Genomic DNA, 18,802 nt, shown 5'->3' with positions numbered 1-18,802 from the left:
GGTCAAGGGGAGACGTGCGGCCTCCCAGAGCTGGACAAGGGGTGCGCGGTCGGCCGGTGCGCCCGATCCGGGAGGCGCGCACCGGGTTCGGTGCGGAACATCCTGGTGCACACGAGAGTGGAGCCCACCCGGTGGAATCCGTCGGGTGGGCTCCACTCTCCGCTCGGTGGAGTCCACCCGATGCTCTGCATCCGATGCCGGGCATCGTCCACTGGATGCTGAGCATCGTGGGTTCCACCCAGTGGACGATGCCCGGCATCGTCACCACAGCCAGGCACTGGAGTGCCGCACCCGGGACAGGGCTCGGGCATCGCGCCGCGCGGCCGCGTTGCCGATCCGGCTCTGCCGGGACCGGGGCCGGCGCGACTCCCCGGCCGCGAGGCGGCGCTTCCCGGCGTCCTGGAGCCGCCGCCGCTGCCTGTGCAGCTGAAGCTTCTTCGCCGCCTTCGACTTCGGCGTTCGGGGCCGCTTCCAGACCGGCTGCCACCCCGCAGGCTCATCGGGGGCGGGCTCCTGGTCCTCATCGAGCGCGGCGGCCATCTTCGCGCGAGCCGCGTGGGCGCGGGCAAGGGCGTCCTGGGCGTCGGGCCGTTCTTCCGGGGTACTCACGCGACTCCTCCTGTGGGTCGGCCCGGCGTGTGCTGGATGCCGGGCTGCTGGGTGTGCGGGGCCGGGGCGGGCTGTGGACGCGGGCCGTGGGCGACTTCGCGTGCCCGCTTGCTGTCCTGGATCGTGGCGGCCAACTGCGCGGCGGCGGCTTCCATGGTCTGGCGGGTCCGCTCCACCGTGTCGATGCCGGTCCCCGCCTCCAAGAGGCGGCCAGCCTTCAGGCCGGTTGGGAACGGCCGCGGGTGCGGCCTCGATGCGGCGGGCACGGCGACGCCGTACGACCGGGGGCGGGAGCCCAGGCGCTCCGCACGCCGCGCCGCGTTGACCCGGGCGGCCAGAGCGCCGGCGGCGAGGCGAGCCCGCTCGTACGGGGGCGCGGTGCGCTTGCAGGTCAGCGGGCGCAACACGGCCTGGCCGTCGGTGTCGCGCGGGTACAGGGCGGACAGGTCGGCGGTCATCATCCGGCCCCGGCCGACGGATCGGGTGTAGTCGTCGACGGCCGTCTGCACAATCTGTTCAGCCAGGCCCGGCTGGTGGGGTCGGCCGCGCAGGACGTAGGAGAGGTAGCGGCGGGCTTCGGCAAGCAGGTGGTGACGCTTGAACGCCCCGCGCATCACATACACCACGGCGACGACATCGACGGCGGCCAGCACTATGTCGACCACCGGCCGTACCCGCGCCCACACCGCCGCGGCTGCCGCCCGCGCCCGCTCCGCCAGCCGGTCGATGACGTCGGCCCCGAACGCGGCGACCGCCGACTCCCGCCATCGCATCCGCAGCTCGGACAGCGACCGCAGCTCCTTGCGCTTCGGGGGGCGCGTCCGGTCGGCGGCCTTACAGGCCAGCGCGTACCCGGCCCGCTCCCCCGGCCTATGCCCGTGCTCGTCTTCGTAGTCGGCCACCAGGACGGACAGCGCGTCCTCGATCTGCTGGCGGCGGGTCGACTGCCAGCCGATGAGCCGCTCGTCGATCCCAGCAATTTCCATGACGGGCCGGTGCCCGGGTGTCACCTCGCGGGGCTCCCAGGCCCACCCGAGCCGGGCGGACACCTCCTCCATGAAGAACAGGAGGTACAGGGTGTCCGCGACAACGATGTTGGCCAGCAGCGAGTCCGCCGACAGATTCCCCCACGTCCCCGCCTCGTCCGGCCGCCGGACGCGAATCGAGATCACCGCATGATCGTGGAGCAGCGGCCTCGATTCCGTGGCTCTGGACTCGTAGTGCCGGAACACGGCGACGATCAGCCCATCCCGGATGGGCTTGCGGTGCTTGCCGTCGCTCCCCCATCGGATCTGCGCGACCGACTCCCCCACCCACGCCAGCGTCTTGTCCACAGAGATGTCCTGGCACAGCTCCAGCACCCGGCGGATTTCGTCATCGCCGAACGCCCACGCGATGTGTGCCGTCGGCGGCGGCCGGAACGTGAAGTCCATGCCCAGCCAGGGCCTGCGCTCCTTGGCCTTCTCGGTCTTCGGCGACCGGTTGTGCTCGATGGGCCTGCCCAGCACGGTCGCCCGCCGGGCCTTCGCGGGATCGTCGCCCGCCTCCAGGCGCTCGCGCTCGATCCGGTCGCCGTCCGGGTGCCGGCCCTCCCCCAGGAGCAGCTCGGCCTGCCGCTCGCCCACCACGTCCCCAGCCGTGAGGCCGACCGCGGCCAGGCCCCGGCCCCGCCAGATCCCGGGCGGGACTCCGGCTTCGTCCTGGGCGTCGCGCAGCGCCGTGCCCGCAGGGCGGTGGCCATCGCCGACCATCACGCCGCGGAAAAGGTAGCGCACCCCGTCACCCGGGCGGAGCTCCGATTTGCTGATCACCGGCACATGAAACACCGGCGTTGACCTGCGGAAAAGCGTGATCCGGGGTCCTTCCCGCCGGGCGGGAGGCCATCAGCAGATCTTTACCGGAGCGCCCGCCAGGCGGACCGGCGCAGCAGCCCGCGACGGTACGCCGCGGCCGTGTGCACAGTGCGCCGCATGAACACGAACCTGCTTCACGGAGACCTCTGCCCGCTGTGCCGTCGCCCGCTCACGCGGCGCCCAAAGGTCGTCGTCCGCTCGGCTGGCGTGCCGTACCCCACCCGGATCGGCTACCTGCCCCACAGCACCCGCTGCACCAACGACCCGGTCATCGAGCAGAAGTGGAACGACCTGATGAACGACCGCGGCGGGAGCTGACGGCGGCCGTGCGACTACTGCGCACCGACCACACGAGCATCACCAGCCACAAACACACACGCCAACCGACTCCACCGTCATCGAGCACGCACCAGCGCACCGCACCCCCGACAACCCACCACCCCTGACCGCGCGACGTCACCGACGCCCTTCAACACGAGCAGCCACCACCGCCCCCGGCCACCGGTCGGGGGCTTCGTGCTTCCCGGAGGAGTTCGCCGTGCCCACGTACGAGACCCTGCCGCGCTTCACCGCCGACCTGGACCGCCTCACCCCGGAACAACGCCGCAAGTTCCGCCAGACCGTGGCGGCCTTCGTCGAGGACCTGCGCGCCGGAGGACGCTTCCGCGCCGGCCTCCGCATCAAGCGCGTCCAGAGGGCTCCGGGCATCTACGAGCTGACCTGGTCCATGGGCACCGGCCCCGCAGGGCGCGCCACATTCGAATACGGGACCGAGGTCCGCCCCGGCACACCGCACGTCATCTGGCGGCGCATTGGCACCCACCAGATTCTCACCGGGCCATGACCCGCGAGTGTGACGGCGTACGAACCTGCACGCGCGCAGTACCGGTCAGGACGTGGCAGTGATGGTGCGCTTGGGCGGGTGGGCGGCCGCATCGCCGTATGTTCCCGATGGGGCCCTCATCCGGCCTGGGCGTACGACGGTTCACGGTGCTGTGTATCCGGAGCAACGGTGAGCGGGGGGTCTATGAGTCCGAGAACTGACAGGAGGGGGTCCCCCCAGGTTGCCCATTTCCTCAGATCCACGCGGTCCAGGAGTTGGATGTCGTGGGAGCGCGCGAAGTCGGCGGCCGGCTTGGTGAAGGTCCCATTGGTTACGGCGACGACGATGTCGGCGTGGTGTTCTGGCCGTGCAGTCCCGTTGAGGGTCTGAATTTCGGGGGATCCTACTTTTCCGGCTCCTGCAACGCGATGCTTGCATTGGAAGACGACGCGGAGCTTGCCAGCTGTGATTGCGATGACATCGGCACCCAGGTCGCGTGAGCCGCCGCCGGCTCGGACGACGTGCAGGCCGTCCCGTCGGGCAAGGGCGGTCACCATGCGCTCAAATTCGTAGGGTGTCATGCCGTGAATCTCGTCAAGACTGAAGCTGTCGTCGGAGGCGAGGAATGCCGCCATTTCTCTTTCGAGGATGGCCAGACGATGCATCTCGTTCCGGTGGCGAAGCAGGGCGTTCCGTACGTCCCGCTGGGCCTTCACGATCTGGTCCCGCAGGGTGCCGAGCAGTTCGACGGCCGAGCGGTCAGGATGCGTCTGATCACCCTGCTGGTATCGGATTGTGAGGTCGTCAGATGTGCTTTGGCACAGTTGCCGCCATGTCGCCTTCGCCTTCCGTGAGGCCCCTTCACCAATATCGGCAGCCCGTTCGAGGGAGTGGCGGAGGTCGTCTGCGGCATCCAAGTAGGCGCTCACGAAAGGCGAGTTGAACGGGGCCGAGAGCCTGTCCAGCTTCTCGACATCGGACAGGAGCCAGTCCGTCAGCTCATCTGCCATGACTATGCAGTCAAGGGCGATCCGGCCTTCCGTCCAGTGAAGGTAGGAGGCGAGGAGGTCGTCATCCGACGCCTCGCTGAGATGGCGCTGAAAAGCCTCATTTAGTTGAGGGTTGCAATACTCTGGCAATTTGACGTTGGTACGCCAGTTGATGTGCACTACTGGATTTCTCCATTCCACAGCGGCATTTCCCATTGAATCCATCTCTGCAGTTCTGGACGCTGGATCAGGTGCACGGCCGGAACCGTCTCCTCGATATGACGATGGGCGGGGTGCGAGATGAACTTCAGATTGGTGATCGCCCACACGGCGTCGAAGCCTGCCGCTTCGGCTGCGCGTTGTGCGCGGACCATTGAGCGGAGGTTGGTGATCTCCTTGTGCTCGGGCTGCTGGACGTGAGCGGAGTAGACGAGTGCCTTCTCGGTGCCACGAGAGATCTCGGTGATCCTGCAGCCGAGGTCAGTCGTTTGGAACCCTGAGCGCCCAAACGCCTGCCGTATGACTTCGTCGAACTGATCTGAGGTCATGGCGTCGAGCTTGGTGAGTGTTGGGGTCGCTGCGCCTCGCTTCTGATGCTCCTCCAGCTTGGCCAGCTCGTGAGTTTTCTGCCGATACCGACCCATTATCTTCTCCACGCGCGCCTGAGCGGCTGCCAGCTGGGCATGGAAGATGCCAAGAGAGAGCTGCGTGTCGTCCTGATGTGCGTCTCTTCTGTCCGCCTTCAAACCCAGACGGCCGCCGATCTCCCTTGCTATGTCGTGGCATTGCTGTAGAGCCTGCTGCGCCTCGAAGTGCTCGTCAGATAGCTTGTCGGCCACCTTTGAGGCGTAGGTCTGGCAACGATCGGCCACTTGGTCGTCGTCGAACTGCCACGACAGCCTGGCTTTTCGTGCATTCGCATCGTTCATCTCGCGGCTCAACTGGTCACAGAAATCGCGCCAGTTCGCTGTCAGCTCTTCCGCTAGTCGCACTTCAGCCACCCAGATGAACGACGAGAGGACATCATCGCGGTCAGCGCGCCCCAGCCGCTTGCCGATCGCTCTGCGCAGCGATGAGGTTTCGTAACGGTTCGGGGTAACGCCCGCATTTCGGTCGATGATCACCGCGCGAGAGTACACAGCACCTCTGACATATAGCTCCGGGCTCGATCCCACCGCGAGGCCTGCAGCCCTTCAACGCCAGGCGGTACTAAGGTAGCGCCATGACCGCCCCATATGATCCCGACGATCGGGAAAAGGTAGTAGCGAAGCTGCCAGCTGCTCTGCGCCGCGAGCTGAAGGTACGCGCGGCCGAGTTGAGCGAAGACATCCAGGACGCCGTGACTGCTGGCGTATCCGCCTGGATCGAACTGGACAGTCACCCCGCCGTCGATACCAGCGGTGGCGCCTCCTTCTCGACCTACTTGCCGACCGGTCTCTACGGGCGGCTCAAAGCTGCCAGCGCAGCCCGTAAGCACTCCTACAACCAGGGCGTGGCGCAGTCGATCCGGCACTGGTTGGATTCACACCCTTCGCCCCGTCCGGCGGCTCCTCGTACGACCGGGGCGCGGCGGATCGTCTTCGGTAACCAGAAGGGCGGGGTCGGAAAGACGTCGGTGTCGGCCGGGGTAGCGCAGGCTCTCGCGGAGATGGGGCAGCGGACGCTGCTGGTCGACTTCGACCCGCAAGGGCATCTCACCCGGCAGCTCGGCTACGAGATGCTGGAAGTCGAAGCTGCCAGCCTCGCCAAGCACATGCTCGCCGAGACCGGGGGGCTGGTGAGGGATCTCTTCGTCCCCATAGAGGGGGGCGATTTCGAGGGCCGACTGTGGCTCCTGCCGTCGTGCAAGGACGCCTTCCTCCTGGACGCGAAGCTGGCCACCACGCGCGCGGTCCGTATCAAGGAGACTGCGCTGGAACGGGTCCTGAACGAGGTGGAACAGGACTTCGACTTCATCATCATCGACTGCCCCCCGAGCCTGGGCTACACCATGGACACCGCCTTGTACTACGGGCGGACCCGCAAGGACGAGGAAGAGGGGCAATCCGGGCTCGTGGTCCCGGTCCAGGCCGAGGACTCCTCCGGAGACGCCTACGACATGCTCGCCGACCAGGTGGACGATCTGTGCGAGGACCTGAAGGTGGACATCGCGACGGTCGGCTTCGTCGTGAACCTGTACGACGCGCGCAATGGGTACATCGCCACCTCTTCCCTTGAGTCCTGGCAGAACATGGATGAACCCGTGCTCGGCGTCGTTCCGGAGCTGAAGGAGCAGCGCGAGGCCGTACGGCACAAGAAGCCGCTGCTGGCCTACGAGCCTGACTGTGAGCAGGCTCAGGTCCTGCGGTCGATCGCGAAGAGGATCAAGGCATGAGCGTCGCTGACAAGGTCGGGCAGAGCTCCTCGATCGGCCGGCGGCGCAGTCAGCGCGGCCGGGCCAAGGCCGTCACCGAAGGGACCATTCCCACCTACGAGCTGGTGAGGCTCGACCTGGCGGCGGTCTCCCCTACGCCACTCAATCCCCGCCGTAACTTCGGCACGGATCAGGAGAAGGCGCGGTTCGGAGAGGAGCTGCGGGAGGTTCAGCTCGCCGCCTGCGTGGCGGTGAGCCGCGACGCCTACCTCGCTCTGTGGCCGAACCACGAGAAGACCATCGGGCCGGAGTGCTCGCACGTACTTGTCAACGGAGAGCGCCGGTACCGCAGCGCTCTACACATCGGCCTCAAGCAGCTCGACTTCGTCGTACGCGATGACCTGGCGTCCTCCCGGGCGGATTTCGTCGACCACCTCCTCGCGGAGAACCTGGACCGCGAGGACTTCGACGTCATCGAACGGGCCCGCGGCGTGAAGCAACTCGTCAGCGTCTGCGAGGAGGAAGAAGGAGACCGTGGGGCTCGCAGCCGCGCGGCGGAACGTCTGGGGCGCGACCGGTCCTGGGTGACCAATCAGCTCGCCCTCCTGACGCTCCCTGACGAGGTGCAGACCCAGCTGAGCTCCGGTGCCGTCTCTGAACGCGACGGCCGCATGTTGGCCCGTCATCTGAAGGACCACCCCGACCTGAACGCGGAAGGCCTTCTCGATCATCTCGCGTCCGTCAGGGAGTCGGCCGACCGGCAACGTCAGGAACAGCAGCACCTCATCGAGGTGGGGCGTCAAGCGCTCCAACAGAACGCCCCAGCGAATTTGTTGTCCGCGGACAACAAGTCACCCGCCTCCGAGGAACCGAGGAGTTTGTTGTCCGCGGACAACAAGTCGTCCGCTCGGAGCACGGAGCTTCAGGGAGACACTCCCCCGGCGAAGAGGGCTGCTGCTTTGTTGTCCGCGGACAACAAAGTCCCGGGACCATCCGGTCCTGTGGACAGCGAGCCGCGAGTGGCTCAGGGTGAGAGCCTTCCACAGCCTGGTGGTGCCGCCCGACCCGAAATTCCTCGCACAGCGCTGGACGCGCTGGAGGCACACGCGGCGGATGTAGCCGAACTTACCGCCAACCTCCAATACCTCTCTGATCTTCACCGAGAGGCCGCTGGCGTAGACGAGACGCGAGCAAATCACCTGGTCAACGCCATCCGTGAGCAGCTCCGTACTGCACTCGATGCCCTCCCCGGCGCGGTGAAGCAAGGATGAATCGCCTCGTGGGTTGTTGTCCGCGGACAACAACCCACGAGGCCTCGGGCTGGACCGACATCGGATCGCCAGCTTGCATAGAAACACAGAAAGGCCCGTTCCCCGCCGCAGCTTTTGCGGCAGGGAACGGGCCTTCAAGGTGGGCGTCACGGCGCCTGAGCAGTCACCCGCTCGCGTCCGCGACGGCGGCGTTCAGGGGCGCGACGACGTCGGTCTCGGACGGGTCGGTGAACAGGTGGCGGTCGCTGACGTCGAGTGGTCCGAACCGTGCGGAGACGCGGAACCCGGGCGCGAGGGTGGTCTCCCGTCCGTCCAGTGTGGCGGTGAGCCGGTCGCCGTCCTGTTGGGCGTGCCGGGTCTGGGTGTACGGGCCAAGCCGGAGCAGGGTGTAGCCGTCGAGGCTGTCGTCGAGTTTGCGGGCCTCGATGTAGAGGGCGTAGTGGGCGAGCTCCATGCCGAGGTCGTCAGGCAAGGGGAGGCCGGCTGCGGCGTGGGTGAGCATCGCGTAGCCGGGCTGCCAGATGCCGAGGATCGCGGTGGTCTCGCAGCGCAGCCAGCCCCGTTCGGTGTATCGGAGCTGGCGGCCGTAGAGGTAGGCCGCGGCGTGCGGGGTGTCAGGGTGGACCAAGGCGACGGCGATCATGTCGGGACCGTGGTCGTCGCCGGGCCGGGTGTGCGCACGTTCCACGAACGGTCCGACGCGCACGGCGACGTCCACGGCGAGGCCGGGCGTCCAGGGCTGCGGGTTGCGTACGGCGGTGAGCATCTCGCGGAACTGGCCGCCGACGGCCTGGTCCTCGGGGGAAATGGCGCCGGGGACGTGGCCGCAGCGTCGGAAGGAGGGTCGCTTCATCGGGTGGGATCCTGTCCAGGGGTGCGCTGGGACTGTGCTGTCGAGAAGGCCGGGCTCAGGTAGCGGGCGGCGATGTTCACGAAGTCGTCGTGCGCGTCCTTCGCTGCCTCGCGAGCGGCGGTCAGGTTCTCGGTGGTGGCGTACGCGTCTCGGATCGCGTAGGTCAGCGTGATCATGCGGTCGGCGGCGGCGCGCACCGCCTGGTCCTCGATGAGGACGCGCAGCGCGACCAGCGGGCGGGTGACCGCGCTGCGGGTCATGTAGCTCTCGCCGCGCAGGGCCTCGATCCGGTCGGGGCCGGTCTGCTTGAGGACGGCGTCGCCGCGCCTCCACATCGCGGTGCGGTGGTCAGAGGCGGCGCAGGCGAGTGCGGTGACGGCTTCCAGTCGGTCGCGGCGGATCGCCTCGCCGTGGTTGGCGCGCATCTGTCGTTCGGCGGCGCGTTCCTGGAATCGGCCGGACACGATCGCGCCCGCCAGGGTGGCGATGACGGCGAGGCCGGCGGTGATGAGGGTGGCTAACATGCGGGGCTCTCCAGAGTGCTCGTGAGGGTGAAGTGCTGGGGGAGTGCCGCCTCCGGCTCGGGGCGCAGTGCGGTGTCCGGCGGCAGCCACCGGTGGGTGCAGTGCCAGCAGCGGTGGACGTGGCTCCATCCGGGGTGGTCGGGTCGCTTGGTGAAGCGGGTGGAGCGGCTGATGCGGGTGCAGGCCGGGCACCGGGACGGGGTCGCCATGTCCTCCCCCTCCAGCCATTCGATGGCGATGAAGGTGGCGGGCTGGGTGGTCGGGGCGTCGGGGCCGGCGTCGTCGACGTACCAGGGGCAGTCGTCGTCGCGGCCCGCCCTGACGGCCTGGATGTGGGTGCGCCTGGTGCTGAAGGCGATCAGGTCGGCGAGTTCGTTGGTGGGCACGATGAGCTCTCCGAGCACGCGTCGGTGGTAGGCGCTGGTGACGGCCAGGACCGTGCGGTCGGTGAGGTGGCCCAGGGCCAGGAGGCGGTCGCTCTCCTCGCCCAGGGCGGCGGCCGGGATGCCGTGCAGGCGGTCGAAGCCCGGCTCGGTGCCGGACAGGGCGAACAGCTCGCCGGGGGCTGCGTCGGTGAAGACGGTCACGAAGGTCTCCTCGAGTTGAGGGGTGGCATCCGGGGCGGCCGGGCTCGTGGCCGGCGGCCGCCCCGGGCCGGACATGGGTGAAGCGGCCCGCCGTCATCGGGGCGGGCCGCTTCGGGGCCGTACGGGGCGCGGCGGCGGTCAGCCGCCGACGGGGTTCATGCGGAGTTCGGCCAGGGCGATCCCGACCGAGGCGCAGGACCCGGAGCAGAAGCTACGGGCAGGCATGGTGGAACCCTGGACGTGGATGCGGACCCAGCCGCGGCGCTGGACGCTGCGGCCCGCGACCTCCTGGCCGCACCCGTCGACGGGGCAGTCGCCCGGCGGCAGGATCCGGCGTCCGGGCTGGGAGCCGGACGCGGCGGTGACGTACTGCCCGCCGTACCACTCCCGCTGCTTCTGCGAGCGATCCTGCACCGGCTTGCCGGTGCGCTGGGCCTCGCGGACGGCGGCCAGGCAGCCGCACTCCTCGGTCGCGGGGACCTTGCGGTAGGTGTGCTGCCGGTAGCCGCGCATGCTGCCGTGATCGATTCCGGCCTCCTGCCCGATGACGCTCACCGCACCTCCTCCTTCGGGGCGTTGAGCGCCACGGCCGCAGTCAGGATGTCGGCGTGGTCGAACGCCAGCGGCGGGAGACCGTTCAGCGGCCACCAGCGCGCAGCGCGGGCGTCGTCCCCGGCGACGATCGGGGTGTCGGCGGGGACGGTGACCACGTACGCGACGGTGACGTACCGGCCGCGCGGGTCGCGGTCGGGCTGGTCGAAGACGCCGACCTGGCGCAGGTCGTCGGCGCTCACGTGGACGCCGGTCTCCTCAGCCAGCTCACGGACGGCGGCGTCCCGGCTGGTCTCTCCGGCGTCGCAGTGACCTCCGGCGCAGGCCCATTCGCCCTCGTACGGCGGCCAGTCGCGCTCGATCAGCAGGACGTCGCCGCCGGGCGTCAGGACCACCACGTCGGCGGTGTATCGGATGGTCTCGAACGTCTCGGTTTCGGTCATGTGCACCTCTCGGTAGGGCGGGTCAGCGGGTGGGGGTGTCGGGTGACCATGAGGAACTGGTCGCTGCGGAGGTCCATGACGACGTGGGAGTCGCGGCCCTGGGCGCGCTGGGCGGCGGCGTATTCGTCGGCGGGCCTGGAGCCGCGGGGGTGGCCGGCACGGAATCGCTCCAGGACGGTGTGGGCGGGCGCGGCGGTGGCCATCAGGCGTCACCGCCGTGCACGCGCTCGTGGATCTCGATCAGGGTGGCGATGGCGTCGGGGTTGTCGGCGAGACCGACCCACAGCCCTTGCGCGGTGAAGACGGGCGCCGTGTCGCTGTCCGCGTCGAAGATGACGACGTAGTCGGCGTACCGGTCGATGACCATCTCGCGCAGGACGGGGACCAGCGCGGTGTCCAGGACCTCCAGGACGTCCGCGGTGAGCCGGGCAAGCTCGCCGGGCGTCGACGGCTGGGCCAGGGTGCCGGTGATGCGCAGCAGGTCGCTGGGCTGTATGCCGCTCAGCAGCTCGTGGACGATCCGCGCGTCCCTGGCGGTGCAGGAGATGACGGTGTCGGGGGCGTCCTCGGGGAGGGTGTCCGCGTCGGCGGGACGGACGGTCAGGTCGAACATCGCGGTGCCGTGCGGGCCGGGGGCGGGGATGGCGTCGACCCAGCCGTCGACGGTGCAATACGTGGTCTCCATCAGCTGGCCTCCGCCAGGGTCTTGGTGGTGCGGGGAGAGCGGGGTCGGTTGGTGTGCTGCGCGAGCAGCAGGAGCTCGCAGTTGCGGCGCTGCTGCTCCGGGGTGAGGGGCGGGGCCTTCGGGCCGGTCCGGTGCCAGAGCGGAGAGGCGGGAGGCTCGGGGTAGGCGAGGGCGAGGTCGATGTCGTCCTGCGGAGTGCTGCTCATGGGAGCCTCCGGGCGGGGGATCAGGCGTGGTTGTCGTCGCGCCAGCTCGTGGGCTGGACGTCGGAGGCGAACCGACCGAGGCGGGCCTCGGTGGGATTCGCAGCGATCCAGCTCTCAGCGCACATCTTGTGAGTGGGCTCCCGGTGTGGGAGCGCAGCGGTGTGGGCTGCTCGCACAGCGCGCAGGGGCGCATCTGCCAGTGGTCGTAGTGCTGGCTGTCGCGCCAGTCGAGAAGGCCGCCGGGAGCCGGGACACAGCCCGGCTCGAACGGCGGCTTCTTGTCTCGCTTGCGGGTCACGGCCGGAAGCCGGGCAACTGCTGGAACACCTGCTCCAGCAGATCCGGCGTCGGCTTCCAGGGACCGAGCTGCCCGCCGACAGGGACGGGCAGGGCGAGCTCCTGGACGTCGGCGAGCGCAACGTGCCACGCATCGGCCTGCGCCCACTCGGTACAGGGCGGGGAGCCTTCGGGGTCCTGGTGGCAGTCGGTGATCCGGGCGACGCCGACCACGGCGCCGGTCACCAGCTCGCGGCCGCGGATCGTGCGGGCGACCAGCGGCAGGCGCAGGGCGGGCCGTTCGATCTGCTGGCTCGCGTGCAGGAGTACCCAGCCGGTCCGCCACGGTCGGGGCCGGTTCTCGATGGTCTTCGCGCCGGTCAGGATCGCGGTGGTCCACGGCTGCCTGATGCTGATGCCGCGGATCCAGTCGCCTGCGGGCAGGGTCACCGTGCTCATGCGGCCCGCCCCCACGTCGCTGTACCGGGGCGCCCGGCCCGGCGGCCGTTGATGGACGGCACCGTGACGTGCTGCGCCGTCGCGAGGACCGCGCGGCCGGAGTGCTTGCCGTCGTAGAGAGCTGCATCGGCGGCCCTCTGCAACACGGTCAGGTCGGAGGAGCCGACCGAGGCCGGGGTCGCGGCACCGACCGAGGCGGCGACGTCGACGGTGCGGGCGTCGTCCAGGGTGACCGGCGTGTGCAGCATCCGCACTAGCTGCTCCAGGCGCTGGGTACGGCGGTCGGCGGGCAGCGTCAGGACCACGGCGAACTCATCGCCCCCGAGCCGACCGACGGCAGCGCGCGGGCCTGCCCACGCAGTGAGGCGGGCTCCGATCGCGGCGAGGACGGTGTCCCCGGCTTCGTGGCCCATGCCGTCATTGATCTGCTTGAAGTGGTCGGCGTCGACCATGACCACGGTCCCCTTGTCGCCATGGCGAACCAGGAGCCGGCGGGCGCGGGCGGTGTAGGCGTCGCGGCGCAGCAGCCCGGTCAGCGGGTCCTTGTCCTTGGCGGCGTTCTGCTTGAGCAGCACGGTCGCGTGGACCGCCCAGCCGGTCAGCGGGACGGCTGCGGCGGTGATCAGGAGGGTGCGCGGGCCGAACCGGCCCGAAGCGTGCAGGACGGAGTCCATACTGAGGTCTCCCTCTCGTCTCGTACGGGATGGGTGGCCCGGGGCAGTCGTCAGCCAGCAAGCAGGGCGGCTGTCCCGGGGCGGAGCTATAACTCGAAGTTGCTGGGCTTGGTCCAGCGGAAGGGGTTCGTCCAGCGGCCGGCGGTCGCGGCGGGCCAGTCGAGCTCCCAGCCGGGCCGGAATCCGCAGGCACCCCAGCCGTCCGGCCGACCGTGCGGGATCTCGCGCCCGGCCTCCGTCGCGGCGCGTGCCGCGTCGTAGACATCGTGGGCGATCCGTACGGCGGCGCTGCGGCTATCGGCCCGGCCGGTGAAGACATGCAGACCACGCACGCCGGGGGCCTCAGTGCTTCGTATCGGGACGTCGACTTCGAAGTAGGAAAGCGGCATGACGTCCATCTCCTCTCTGTGTTGAGGGGCCACCGCGACCGCCCCGGACCCGCGGGTGCAGGGCCGGGGCGGCACGGAGTGCGCTCAACTCAGACGGGGGAGCTGGCCGATCCGATCGCGTCGCGCAGGTGGGTACGCGCCGAGGCCAGGAGCGAGCGCTGGTCGCCGTCCGGGCTGGTGAGTGCGTCGGTGAGGTAGTAGGCGGCGTGGTCCAGGTCGTCGCTGGCGTCCTCGTAGTGGGGGAGTCGGGAGTCGGCGAGGAGATCGCGGACCTCTTCGACCAGGTCGATGAACCGGGTCGGGGCGAGGCTGCGCGGCGGGTCGCTGCCGATGAGGGCGGCGAGGTCCGCGGTGAAGCAGGCGTCGAGCGCGGCGAAGGTGTCGGTCTTGGTCAGGACAGCAGCCATCGAGTTCTCCTTGTCAGAGATCGAGCCGGATCGTGATCGGGATGCGCGGGTCTCCGGCGGTGGTGTGGACGGTGCGTCGGTGCGCGGCGAGGCCGGCGCCCCCGCCCTGGATTGGGAGATGGCAGTCCGGACAGCCGCGGAACCAGTCGTCGCCGGGCGGGAAGTCGGCCGGGGTGAGGGGGTGGGGGTGCGGTCCGTCGGCGGTCCGGCTCACTGGCCCTCACCTCCTGCCGGCTGCCGGTCGGCGAGGGCCAGAAGCTCCGCGGCGAGTTCCGGCGCGGCCAGGATGGTGCGCAGGATCGAGGTGATCCCGTCGCGCTCGATCGGGTTGAGGCGGTCCCACACGGCGTGGGCGTCACCGTGGAGTCCGACGGCCTTGAAGTAGTCGGCCTCGGTGGGGGCGGTGTGCTGAGCGCCGCACCGGCCGCACCGGAATACGGCCTGGTCCCAGCCGCACGCCGGGGTCGGGGTCGTCATCCGCGGATCGCTTCCATGGCCTGCTCTTCGAGGTCGGCACGGCCCTCGGGGTCGTCGTCCTGATCGTCGTCGTGGTGGCCGTGGATGGTGCAGCGCATGTCCGGGTCGTTCATCAGCTCACCGGTCAGGGCGCGCAGGAGGTCAGTGACGTTGTAGGCCGGGGCCCACGCCTGGCCCTCGCATTCGTCGTCGAAGGCGCAGCCCACCAGGATCTCAAAGCCCACGTCGCCCTCACCGTCGACGTCGGTCCGCAGCGCGAGGACGATGCGGTCCGCTCCGAGCCGGATCTCCGCGACGCGGTCGCCGCCGGCGAACGGCGAGTTGTCGCGCCAGCGCCACATCGGCAGGATCTCGGGGCCGAAGATGCGGCGGACCAGGAGCAGGTCGCCCAGGCCCTCGTTGTCGTCCCAGCCGAGATCCGCGCGCCGGGCGTCGCTGAGCGGCTCCAGCAGCGCCTGGAGGCGGTAGAGGTTCTCCGCGACGACGACGTGATCAAACCCTTCAGCGGGCAGGCCGGAGAACGCGTCGACCATCGCGGCGTGCTGCGCCCGTACGACGTGCTCGGGCACCCGCCGGTTCGCGGGCCGACCTTCCTGGCGCTCCACGCACACGTCGGCCGGGGTGGGAACGAGCAGCGCGACCGCGGGTACGCCGTGGCGGCGGGCGGTGGCGATCAGGTCGGCGCGTACGGACTGCTCGCAGTTCGTCGCGTCGATGACCGTCGTCTTGCGGCGCGCGAGCCGGGCCTCCAGGACGGCCTGGAGCGCAAACACCGCGTCAGCCGTCGATTCCTGGCAGCCCGCGTCATCGCTGACCAGAGCCCTGAACTTGTCGAGTTCGAGGACCTGCGTGTCGGGCCAGGTGCTCGCCCACGTGCTCTTGCCCGAACCGGCCGCGCCGATCAGGCAGACCAACGGGGGCTCGGGGATCGTCGTGTCGACGGGCAGTGCGTTGTCCAGGTGGAAGGTCTTCATGTGGTTTCTCCCTGCGGGTCAAGAGCACGGGCCGCGTAGTAGGTCTGCAGGCTCTGGGTGAGGACGGCGGCTGTACGCGGCACCATCAGCGGACGATCATGTGGTCGGGGTGGCCGTGCTTCATGTGGGCCACGCACTGCGGGCAGTCCTCGCGCGGGCCGAGCGCGGCGTGCGCCTCGCGGCTGGCGTACACGTGGAACCAGCACTGACTGCACTCACCGCGGGGCGGGCTCGTGGCCTTCTTCTTCGCCATCAGCTGTCTCCCTGCGGGTGAAGGGCGCGGGCCGCCCAGAGGAGGCGTTGCCCGGCGTTGTCGGTGATCAGGGCGGCGGCCTCATGGAGCGGGCAGGAGGCGTCGCCGTCACGGTCGGGCTCGATCTGCTCAGCCCGGCGGGCGGCGGTGGTGAGCAGCTGCGCGAGGAACGGGATGAAGCCGCCGGGCGGGTCGGTGCCCTCGATGAGCTCGCGCAGGATCGCGGCGAGCTCCTCCTGGTCGACGTCGTCGGCGGTGAGGTCGTCCTCGATCTGCTGGAGCGCCAGGGAGGCGATGCCGACCGAGGCGCGGACGCGCTGAAGGCGCATGCGGGGCCGGCCGTTCACCGGGCAGTGGCCTTGGCGGTGGCGATGAGCGCGGCGACCGTCTCCCAGCCGTGGTGCCAGGAGTTGTCGAGGTGGAAAGCGCCGTTCATGCCGAAGTCGGCCAGGCGGTAGAAGTTGGTCTTGCCGGTCTTGTCGGCGAGCTTCTCCAGCAGACCGTGGCCCGGCACCCGGCGGTCCGCGACATAATGCGTGCCCAGCGACAGGGCGAGCGCGGCCGCGGCCGCGCCGGGGTGGACCCGGACGCCCAGGGCGCGGGCCCCGAGTCCGGTGACGATCGCCTGCGTGGCCGTGTAGGTCAGGCAATGGTGAAGGCATGCCTTGCGGCCGTCGGCGGTGCCGTGGGTCGTCTTCTCCTTGGTGGCCGGGTCCTCGTAGGTGACCGGGGCAGTGTCGGAGGCGCCCTTCACGCGGGCGCAGAAGTCGCTCTGTACCCAGAAGTCGCCGATGGCGCTGGCGGCGCGGGTCAGTCCGAGCAGGGCGGCGAAGATGGCGGGACGGTGCATGCTGGGGTTCTCCTGCCCGGAGTCGGTGGGCGTCGCGGTGAGGAAGCTGGGGTCGGCCTGCGCCATGTCGTTCAGCAGCGCCTTGATCCAGTCGGTGGGGCGCTGGAGGTCGACGCGCAGAGCGTTGAAGTCGGACAGGCGCACCTGGTGCGGGGTGTTGCCGTAGCGGCGGGCCCACAACCGAGTGCGGATCAGCTTGGCGGCCTCGGTGTCGTCGAGCGGGGCGGGTACCCCGCGCGGCACCGCTCGGCAGGCGGCGGCGTGCGCGTTGGCGTCGCTGGCGGCCTCCGCCTCCGTCATCACGTTGCCCGCGCTGTTGCGGTCCGCACGGTGGGTGCAGCCCAGGCACGCGGCGACGTAGCGCGGAGTGCCCCGGTCGGTGTCGGCGGTGTAGACGAGGACGGTCGCGCCCTCCAGCGCCCGGTAGCGCTGGGAGACGACCGTGCCCTCCGGCGTCCAGGTCTCGGGCGCGGGGGCAGTGCGGGTGAACAGTGGCACGGTGACTCTCCTTGGCGGGGTTCGTTGATCAGGCGGCGAGCCGGTGGGTCACCGGCGCCGTGGAAGCGAGGTAGGTGTCCGGGCTGGGCTCGTAGCCGCGGGCGCACGGGTCGCAGCCGGGCACGTGGACCTCGCGGCCATCGCCCGGTCCAGTGCCTCTTCCTGCGCCAACGTCGGCGTGCGCTTCGGGCGGGCGAGCGCCACGCTGTAGAGCCAGGCCCGGGTGGGATGGATGCACGCCTGGTCGGGCCGGTACGAGCAGCCCTTGCAGCGCAGCACCGCGACCGGTCCGTGTCCGCCGGGGCTCAGTCCGAGTTCGCGTAACTGCCGCCGGGTGACCAGGCCCTCGGGACAAGCGCGCCGGTCGAACTCCTCCAGCGTCACGGTGCTGCGCGGCACGCGCTTGATCTCGCGGCGGCGCTTCTTCCGGGGGCGGCCGGCTCCAGGCGCCGGGGAGCTGGTGGGGGCGGTGCGGGTAGCGGGGGCCGGGGCGCTGCGGGCGGGGCCGGCCGATCCGGCGGCGCGGGCGGGGGATGAGCACGAGCGGGTCCTCCTGATGTCGGTGGACAGCACGCCCTGCGCCCCGCCGACGTCGTGCTGGTGCTGGCGGGGCGCGGAGCGAGGCGGCCGGTCGCTCCGCCTGGCCCTCGCCCACCCGAGCGGGGTGGGCGAGGGCCAGGCGGAGCGACCGGAGGTCAGTCCCGGAAGGGGCAGCCGGTGTGCGGGTGCTGTTCGGTGGCCGGGGCCGGGGGCTGGACGGGGACGTGGATCTCGGGCTTGACGGTGACCTTCGCGGGGCGTCCGGCGACGACGCGGCGGCGCAGGGTCAGGCCGCGCATCGCGAACGCGGACAGGAACGTCCAGGCGAGGACGGTGAGCCCGGCCGCGACGGTGCGGCCGGCCTCCGGGGTGGTCGTCCAGACCATGAACACGGTGGCCGCGCCCCAGGCGGTCCACATCGCGCGCACTCCGTTGTTCCGGGAGAGGTAGCCGAGGACCAAGCCGACGATGCCGGTGAGCAGCCACAGCGTGTAGACGGTGGAGCCTTCGACGGCGAGGCCGGCGGAGTGCTGCGCGATGTACGTGCGCACCGGTTGGTCGACGACGGCGGCCACGCCGCTGGAGGTGTCGACGCCGACCTGCACCTTGGGCACGGCGGTGAGCAGCTGGTGCAGCGCCTCGAGGACGACTTCGCCGGCGGCCTTGGCCATCAGCACGACGAAGGACACCCCGGCGACCATCAGCACGGCCCGGATCCAGGGGGCCATGTACCGCGGCCCGTCCTCGGGGACGCGCAGGACGTCCTGCCACATCTCGTAGAGGACGCCGTCGACGTCCCAGGCCCGGTTCCACCCCTCGCGCAGCCGCTCGCGCAGCGCGGCGAACCGCGGCTCCTTGGGCGGCGCCTTCGGGAACGGGACGGGGAGGTAGGTGAGCTCCTGGCGGTCGGGGCGGGGGGTGTTGTCGTTGGACGGCACGGTCAACTCCAAGGTGTCGATGAGGTGTTCACGGAGCGTGCGAGTGGGACAAGCTGTGTGCGACAGGACCGGAGAGGGGAGGCGGCTGCGATGGGGTGGTTCACCCGCGATGAGCCGGAGGAAGTCGTCTTCGAAGAGGTCGTGGACACGGACGGGACGATCTGGCCCGCGTTCACCGACGACGACGGTGTGCTGTGGATCGACGTGGACTACGACGTCGAGGTGACGATCAACGGCGCGATCGTCGGCGGCCAGATCCGGGGTGCCGAGGTCGACGGCGACGGCCGGATCTGGATCGACTACGACTGACCGCGAGGCC

General features: G+C 70.2%; 29 protein-coding genes. 5 read left to right on the top strand and 24 right to left on the bottom strand.

Annotated elements, in window-relative coordinates:
- Window positions 1-261: 261 nt before the first annotated feature.
- Together ACIP89_RS35300 and mobF are read right to left on the bottom strand one after the other, a co-directional pair.
- Window positions 262-609, bottom strand: a complete 348-nt coding sequence (locus ACIP89_RS35300) for a hypothetical protein (RefSeq protein WP_402118508.1) — start codon at window positions 607-609, stop codon at window positions 262-264.
- The gene (gene mobF / locus ACIP89_RS35295) at window positions 606-2,420 is read right to left on the bottom strand and encodes a MobF family relaxase (protein ID WP_402118505.1); all 1,815 of its coding nucleotides are present in this window, start codon (window positions 2,418-2,420) and stop codon (window positions 606-608) included. The genes ACIP89_RS35300 and mobF overlap by 4 nt, the downstream gene beginning before the upstream one ends.
- Window positions 2,421-2,579: 159 nt before the next feature.
- On the opposite strand from mobF, the gene ACIP89_RS35290 reads away from it, so the two are divergent.
- Window positions 2,580-2,780 (top strand): hypothetical protein, encoded by a 201-nt coding sequence (locus tag ACIP89_RS35290; protein WP_402118504.1) that lies wholly within the window; start codon window positions 2,580-2,582, stop codon window positions 2,778-2,780.
- A gap of 220 nt (window positions 2,781-3,000) precedes the next feature.
- A complete protein-coding gene (locus ACIP89_RS35285) occupies window positions 3,001-3,306 on the top strand; it encodes a hypothetical protein (RefSeq protein ID WP_402118501.1) in 306 nt (101 codons plus the stop codon).
- 116 nt (window positions 3,307-3,422) lie between these two features.
- Here the strand turns inward: ACIP89_RS35285 and ACIP89_RS35280 are convergent, their stop codons facing one another.
- Window positions 3,423-4,454 (bottom strand): restriction endonuclease, encoded by a 1,032-nt coding sequence (locus tag ACIP89_RS35280; protein ID WP_402118500.1) that lies wholly within the window; start codon window positions 4,452-4,454, stop codon window positions 3,423-3,425.
- The gene (locus ACIP89_RS35275; RefSeq protein ID WP_402118498.1) at window positions 4,454-5,398 is read right to left on the bottom strand and encodes a hypothetical protein; all 945 of its coding nucleotides are present in this window, start codon (window positions 5,396-5,398) and stop codon (window positions 4,454-4,456) included. Before ACIP89_RS35275 ends, ACIP89_RS35280 begins: the two co-directional genes overlap by 1 nt.
- A 98-nt stretch (window positions 5,399-5,496) precedes the next feature.
- Between ACIP89_RS35275 and ACIP89_RS35270 the strand changes: the two genes are divergently transcribed.
- The gene (locus ACIP89_RS35270; protein WP_402118495.1) at window positions 5,497-6,648 is read left to right on the top strand and encodes a ParA family protein; all 1,152 of its coding nucleotides are present in this window, start codon (window positions 5,497-5,499) and stop codon (window positions 6,646-6,648) included.
- Window positions 6,645-7,898, top strand: coding sequence for a ParB/RepB/Spo0J family partition protein (locus tag ACIP89_RS35265; protein WP_402118493.1), 1,254 nt, complete (start codon window positions 6,645-6,647; stop codon window positions 7,896-7,898). The genes ACIP89_RS35270 and ACIP89_RS35265 overlap by 4 nt, the downstream gene beginning before the upstream one ends.
- Window positions 7,899-8,061: 163 nt before the next feature.
- Here the strand turns inward: ACIP89_RS35265 and ACIP89_RS35260 are convergent, their stop codons facing one another.
- From ACIP89_RS35260 to ACIP89_RS35165, 20 genes are all read right to left on the bottom strand, one after another.
- Window positions 8,062-8,751 (bottom strand): hypothetical protein, encoded by a 690-nt coding sequence (locus ACIP89_RS35260; RefSeq protein ID WP_402118492.1) that lies wholly within the window; start codon window positions 8,749-8,751, stop codon window positions 8,062-8,064.
- Window positions 8,748-9,275: a hypothetical protein gene (locus ACIP89_RS35255; RefSeq protein WP_402118491.1), complete on the bottom strand. Its 528-nt coding sequence runs from the start codon at window positions 9,273-9,275 to the stop codon at window positions 8,748-8,750. Before ACIP89_RS35255 ends, ACIP89_RS35260 begins: the two co-directional genes overlap by 4 nt.
- Window positions 9,269-9,862: a hypothetical protein gene (locus tag ACIP89_RS35250; protein ID WP_402118490.1), complete on the bottom strand. Its 594-nt coding sequence runs from the start codon at window positions 9,860-9,862 to the stop codon at window positions 9,269-9,271. The genes ACIP89_RS35255 and ACIP89_RS35250 overlap by 7 nt, the downstream gene beginning before the upstream one ends.
- 138 nt (window positions 9,863-10,000) lie before the next feature.
- A complete protein-coding gene (locus ACIP89_RS35245) occupies window positions 10,001-10,417 on the bottom strand; it encodes a hypothetical protein (RefSeq protein ID WP_402118488.1) in 417 nt (138 codons plus the stop codon).
- Window positions 10,414-10,857: an NUDIX domain-containing protein gene (locus ACIP89_RS35240; RefSeq protein ID WP_402118486.1), complete on the bottom strand. Its 444-nt coding sequence runs from the start codon at window positions 10,855-10,857 to the stop codon at window positions 10,414-10,416. The genes ACIP89_RS35245 and ACIP89_RS35240 overlap by 4 nt, the downstream gene beginning before the upstream one ends.
- A complete protein-coding gene (locus ACIP89_RS35235; RefSeq protein ID WP_402118485.1) occupies window positions 10,854-11,060 on the bottom strand; it encodes a hypothetical protein in 207 nt (68 codons plus the stop codon). The genes ACIP89_RS35240 and ACIP89_RS35235 overlap by 4 nt, the downstream gene beginning before the upstream one ends.
- Window positions 11,060-11,542, bottom strand: a complete 483-nt coding sequence (locus tag ACIP89_RS35230; RefSeq protein WP_402118482.1) for a hypothetical protein — start codon at window positions 11,540-11,542, stop codon at window positions 11,060-11,062. Before ACIP89_RS35230 ends, ACIP89_RS35235 begins: the two co-directional genes overlap by 1 nt.
- On the bottom strand, window positions 11,542-11,748 hold the full coding sequence (locus ACIP89_RS35225) for a hypothetical protein (protein WP_402118480.1): 207 nt from the start codon (window positions 11,746-11,748) through the stop codon (window positions 11,542-11,544). The genes ACIP89_RS35230 and ACIP89_RS35225 overlap by 1 nt, the downstream gene beginning before the upstream one ends.
- 294 nt (window positions 11,749-12,042) lie before the next feature.
- Complete coding sequence (locus ACIP89_RS35220) at window positions 12,043-12,483, bottom strand: hypothetical protein (RefSeq protein ID WP_402118478.1); 441 nt, start codon at window positions 12,481-12,483, stop codon at window positions 12,043-12,045.
- Window positions 12,480-13,157, bottom strand: a complete 678-nt coding sequence (locus tag ACIP89_RS35215; RefSeq protein ID WP_402118476.1) for a GGDEF domain-containing protein — start codon at window positions 13,155-13,157, stop codon at window positions 12,480-12,482. Before ACIP89_RS35215 ends, ACIP89_RS35220 begins: the two co-directional genes overlap by 4 nt.
- 86 nt (window positions 13,158-13,243) lie before the next feature.
- Window positions 13,244-13,546 (bottom strand): hypothetical protein, encoded by a 303-nt coding sequence (locus tag ACIP89_RS35210; RefSeq protein WP_402118475.1) that lies wholly within the window; start codon window positions 13,544-13,546, stop codon window positions 13,244-13,246.
- Between the two features lie 89 nt (window positions 13,547-13,635).
- Window positions 13,636-13,953, bottom strand: coding sequence for a hypothetical protein (locus ACIP89_RS35205; RefSeq protein ID WP_402118472.1), 318 nt, complete (start codon window positions 13,951-13,953; stop codon window positions 13,636-13,638).
- A gap of 13 nt (window positions 13,954-13,966) precedes the next feature.
- Window positions 13,967-14,167 (bottom strand): hypothetical protein, encoded by a 201-nt coding sequence (locus tag ACIP89_RS35200; RefSeq protein WP_402118471.1) that lies wholly within the window; start codon window positions 14,165-14,167, stop codon window positions 13,967-13,969.
- On the bottom strand, window positions 14,164-14,430 hold the full coding sequence (locus ACIP89_RS35195) for a hypothetical protein (RefSeq protein ID WP_402118468.1): 267 nt from the start codon (window positions 14,428-14,430) through the stop codon (window positions 14,164-14,166). The genes ACIP89_RS35200 and ACIP89_RS35195 overlap by 4 nt, the downstream gene beginning before the upstream one ends.
- A complete protein-coding gene (locus ACIP89_RS35190; protein WP_402118466.1) occupies window positions 14,427-15,404 on the bottom strand; it encodes an AAA family ATPase in 978 nt (325 codons plus the stop codon). The genes ACIP89_RS35195 and ACIP89_RS35190 overlap by 4 nt, the downstream gene beginning before the upstream one ends.
- Window positions 15,405-15,489: 85 nt before the next feature.
- Window positions 15,490-15,657, bottom strand: coding sequence for a pRL2-8 (locus ACIP89_RS35185; RefSeq protein ID WP_402118464.1), 168 nt, complete (start codon window positions 15,655-15,657; stop codon window positions 15,490-15,492).
- The gene (locus ACIP89_RS35180; RefSeq protein ID WP_402118462.1) at window positions 15,657-15,986 is read right to left on the bottom strand and encodes a hypothetical protein; all 330 of its coding nucleotides are present in this window, start codon (window positions 15,984-15,986) and stop codon (window positions 15,657-15,659) included. Before ACIP89_RS35180 ends, ACIP89_RS35185 begins: the two co-directional genes overlap by 1 nt.
- Before the next feature lie 14 nt (window positions 15,987-16,000).
- Complete coding sequence (locus ACIP89_RS35175; RefSeq protein ID WP_402118459.1) at window positions 16,001-17,005, bottom strand: hypothetical protein; 1,005 nt, start codon at window positions 17,003-17,005, stop codon at window positions 16,001-16,003.
- Between the two features lie 48 nt (window positions 17,006-17,053).
- On the bottom strand, window positions 17,054-17,404 hold the full coding sequence (locus tag ACIP89_RS35170) for an RRQRL motif-containing zinc-binding protein (RefSeq protein ID WP_402118458.1): 351 nt from the start codon (window positions 17,402-17,404) through the stop codon (window positions 17,054-17,056).
- Window positions 17,405-17,700: 296 nt separating this feature from the next.
- Window positions 17,701-18,483: a hypothetical protein gene (locus ACIP89_RS35165; RefSeq protein WP_402118457.1), complete on the bottom strand. Its 783-nt coding sequence runs from the start codon at window positions 18,481-18,483 to the stop codon at window positions 17,701-17,703.
- 90 nt (window positions 18,484-18,573) lie between these two features.
- On the opposite strand from ACIP89_RS35165, the gene ACIP89_RS35160 reads away from it, so the two are divergent.
- Complete coding sequence (locus ACIP89_RS35160; protein ID WP_018569247.1) at window positions 18,574-18,792, top strand: hypothetical protein; 219 nt, start codon at window positions 18,574-18,576, stop codon at window positions 18,790-18,792.
- Window positions 18,793-18,802 lie beyond the last annotated feature (10 nt).

Origin of the sequence: Streptomyces sp. NPDC088730 (assembly GCF_044751215.1) — a bacterium.
Lineage (GTDB): Bacteria > Actinomycetota > Actinomycetes > Streptomycetales > Streptomycetaceae > Streptomyces.
The sequence above is the reverse complement of the archived record's forward strand: the minus strand, read 5'-3'. Positions and strand labels throughout refer to the sequence as shown.

Excerpts from the sequence above, each read along its gene's own strand:
- ACIP89_RS35290 (WP_402118504.1), top strand. The coding sequence starts at position 2,580 with ATGAACACGAACCTGCTTCACGGAGACCTCTGCCCGCTGTGCCGTCGC.
- ACIP89_RS35270 (WP_402118495.1), top strand. The coding sequence starts at position 5,497 with ATGACCGCCCCATATGATCCCGACGATCGGGAAAAGGTAGTAGCGAAG.
- ACIP89_RS35265 (WP_402118493.1), top strand. The coding sequence starts at position 6,645 with ATGAGCGTCGCTGACAAGGTCGGGCAGAGCTCCTCGATCGGCCGGCGG.
- ACIP89_RS35260 (WP_402118492.1), bottom strand. The coding sequence starts at position 8,751 with ATGAAGCGACCCTCCTTCCGACGCTGCGGCCACGTCCCCGGCGCCATT.
- ACIP89_RS35255 (WP_402118491.1), bottom strand. The coding sequence starts at position 9,275 with ATGTTAGCCACCCTCATCACCGCCGGCCTCGCCGTCATCGCCACCCTG.
- ACIP89_RS35240 (WP_402118486.1), bottom strand. The coding sequence starts at position 10,857 with ATGACCGAAACCGAGACGTTCGAGACCATCCGATACACCGCCGACGTG.
- ACIP89_RS35235 (WP_402118485.1), bottom strand. The coding sequence starts at position 11,060 with ATGGCCACCGCCGCGCCCGCCCACACCGTCCTGGAGCGATTCCGTGCC.
- ACIP89_RS35230 (WP_402118482.1), bottom strand. The coding sequence starts at position 11,542 with ATGGAGACCACGTATTGCACCGTCGACGGCTGGGTCGACGCCATCCCC.
- ACIP89_RS35225 (WP_402118480.1), bottom strand. The coding sequence starts at position 11,748 with ATGAGCAGCACTCCGCAGGACGACATCGACCTCGCCCTCGCCTACCCC.
- ACIP89_RS35220 (WP_402118478.1), bottom strand. The coding sequence starts at position 12,483 with ATGAGCACGGTGACCCTGCCCGCAGGCGACTGGATCCGCGGCATCAGC.
- ACIP89_RS35215 (WP_402118476.1), bottom strand. The coding sequence starts at position 13,157 with ATGGACTCCGTCCTGCACGCTTCGGGCCGGTTCGGCCCGCGCACCCTC.
- ACIP89_RS35210 (WP_402118475.1), bottom strand. The coding sequence starts at position 13,546 with ATGCCGCTTTCCTACTTCGAAGTCGACGTCCCGATACGAAGCACTGAG.
- ACIP89_RS35205 (WP_402118472.1), bottom strand. The coding sequence starts at position 13,953 with ATGGCTGCTGTCCTGACCAAGACCGACACCTTCGCCGCGCTCGACGCC.
- ACIP89_RS35195 (WP_402118468.1), bottom strand. The coding sequence starts at position 14,430 with ATGACGACCCCGACCCCGGCGTGCGGCTGGGACCAGGCCGTATTCCGG.
- ACIP89_RS35190 (WP_402118466.1), bottom strand. The coding sequence starts at position 15,404 with ATGAAGACCTTCCACCTGGACAACGCACTGCCCGTCGACACGACGATC.
- ACIP89_RS35185 (WP_402118464.1), bottom strand. The coding sequence starts at position 15,657 with ATGGCGAAGAAGAAGGCCACGAGCCCGCCCCGCGGTGAGTGCAGTCAG.
- ACIP89_RS35180 (WP_402118462.1), bottom strand. The coding sequence starts at position 15,986 with ATGCGCCTTCAGCGCGTCCGCGCCTCGGTCGGCATCGCCTCCCTGGCG.
- ACIP89_RS35160 (WP_018569247.1), top strand. The coding sequence starts at position 18,574 with ATGGGGTGGTTCACCCGCGATGAGCCGGAGGAAGTCGTCTTCGAAGAG.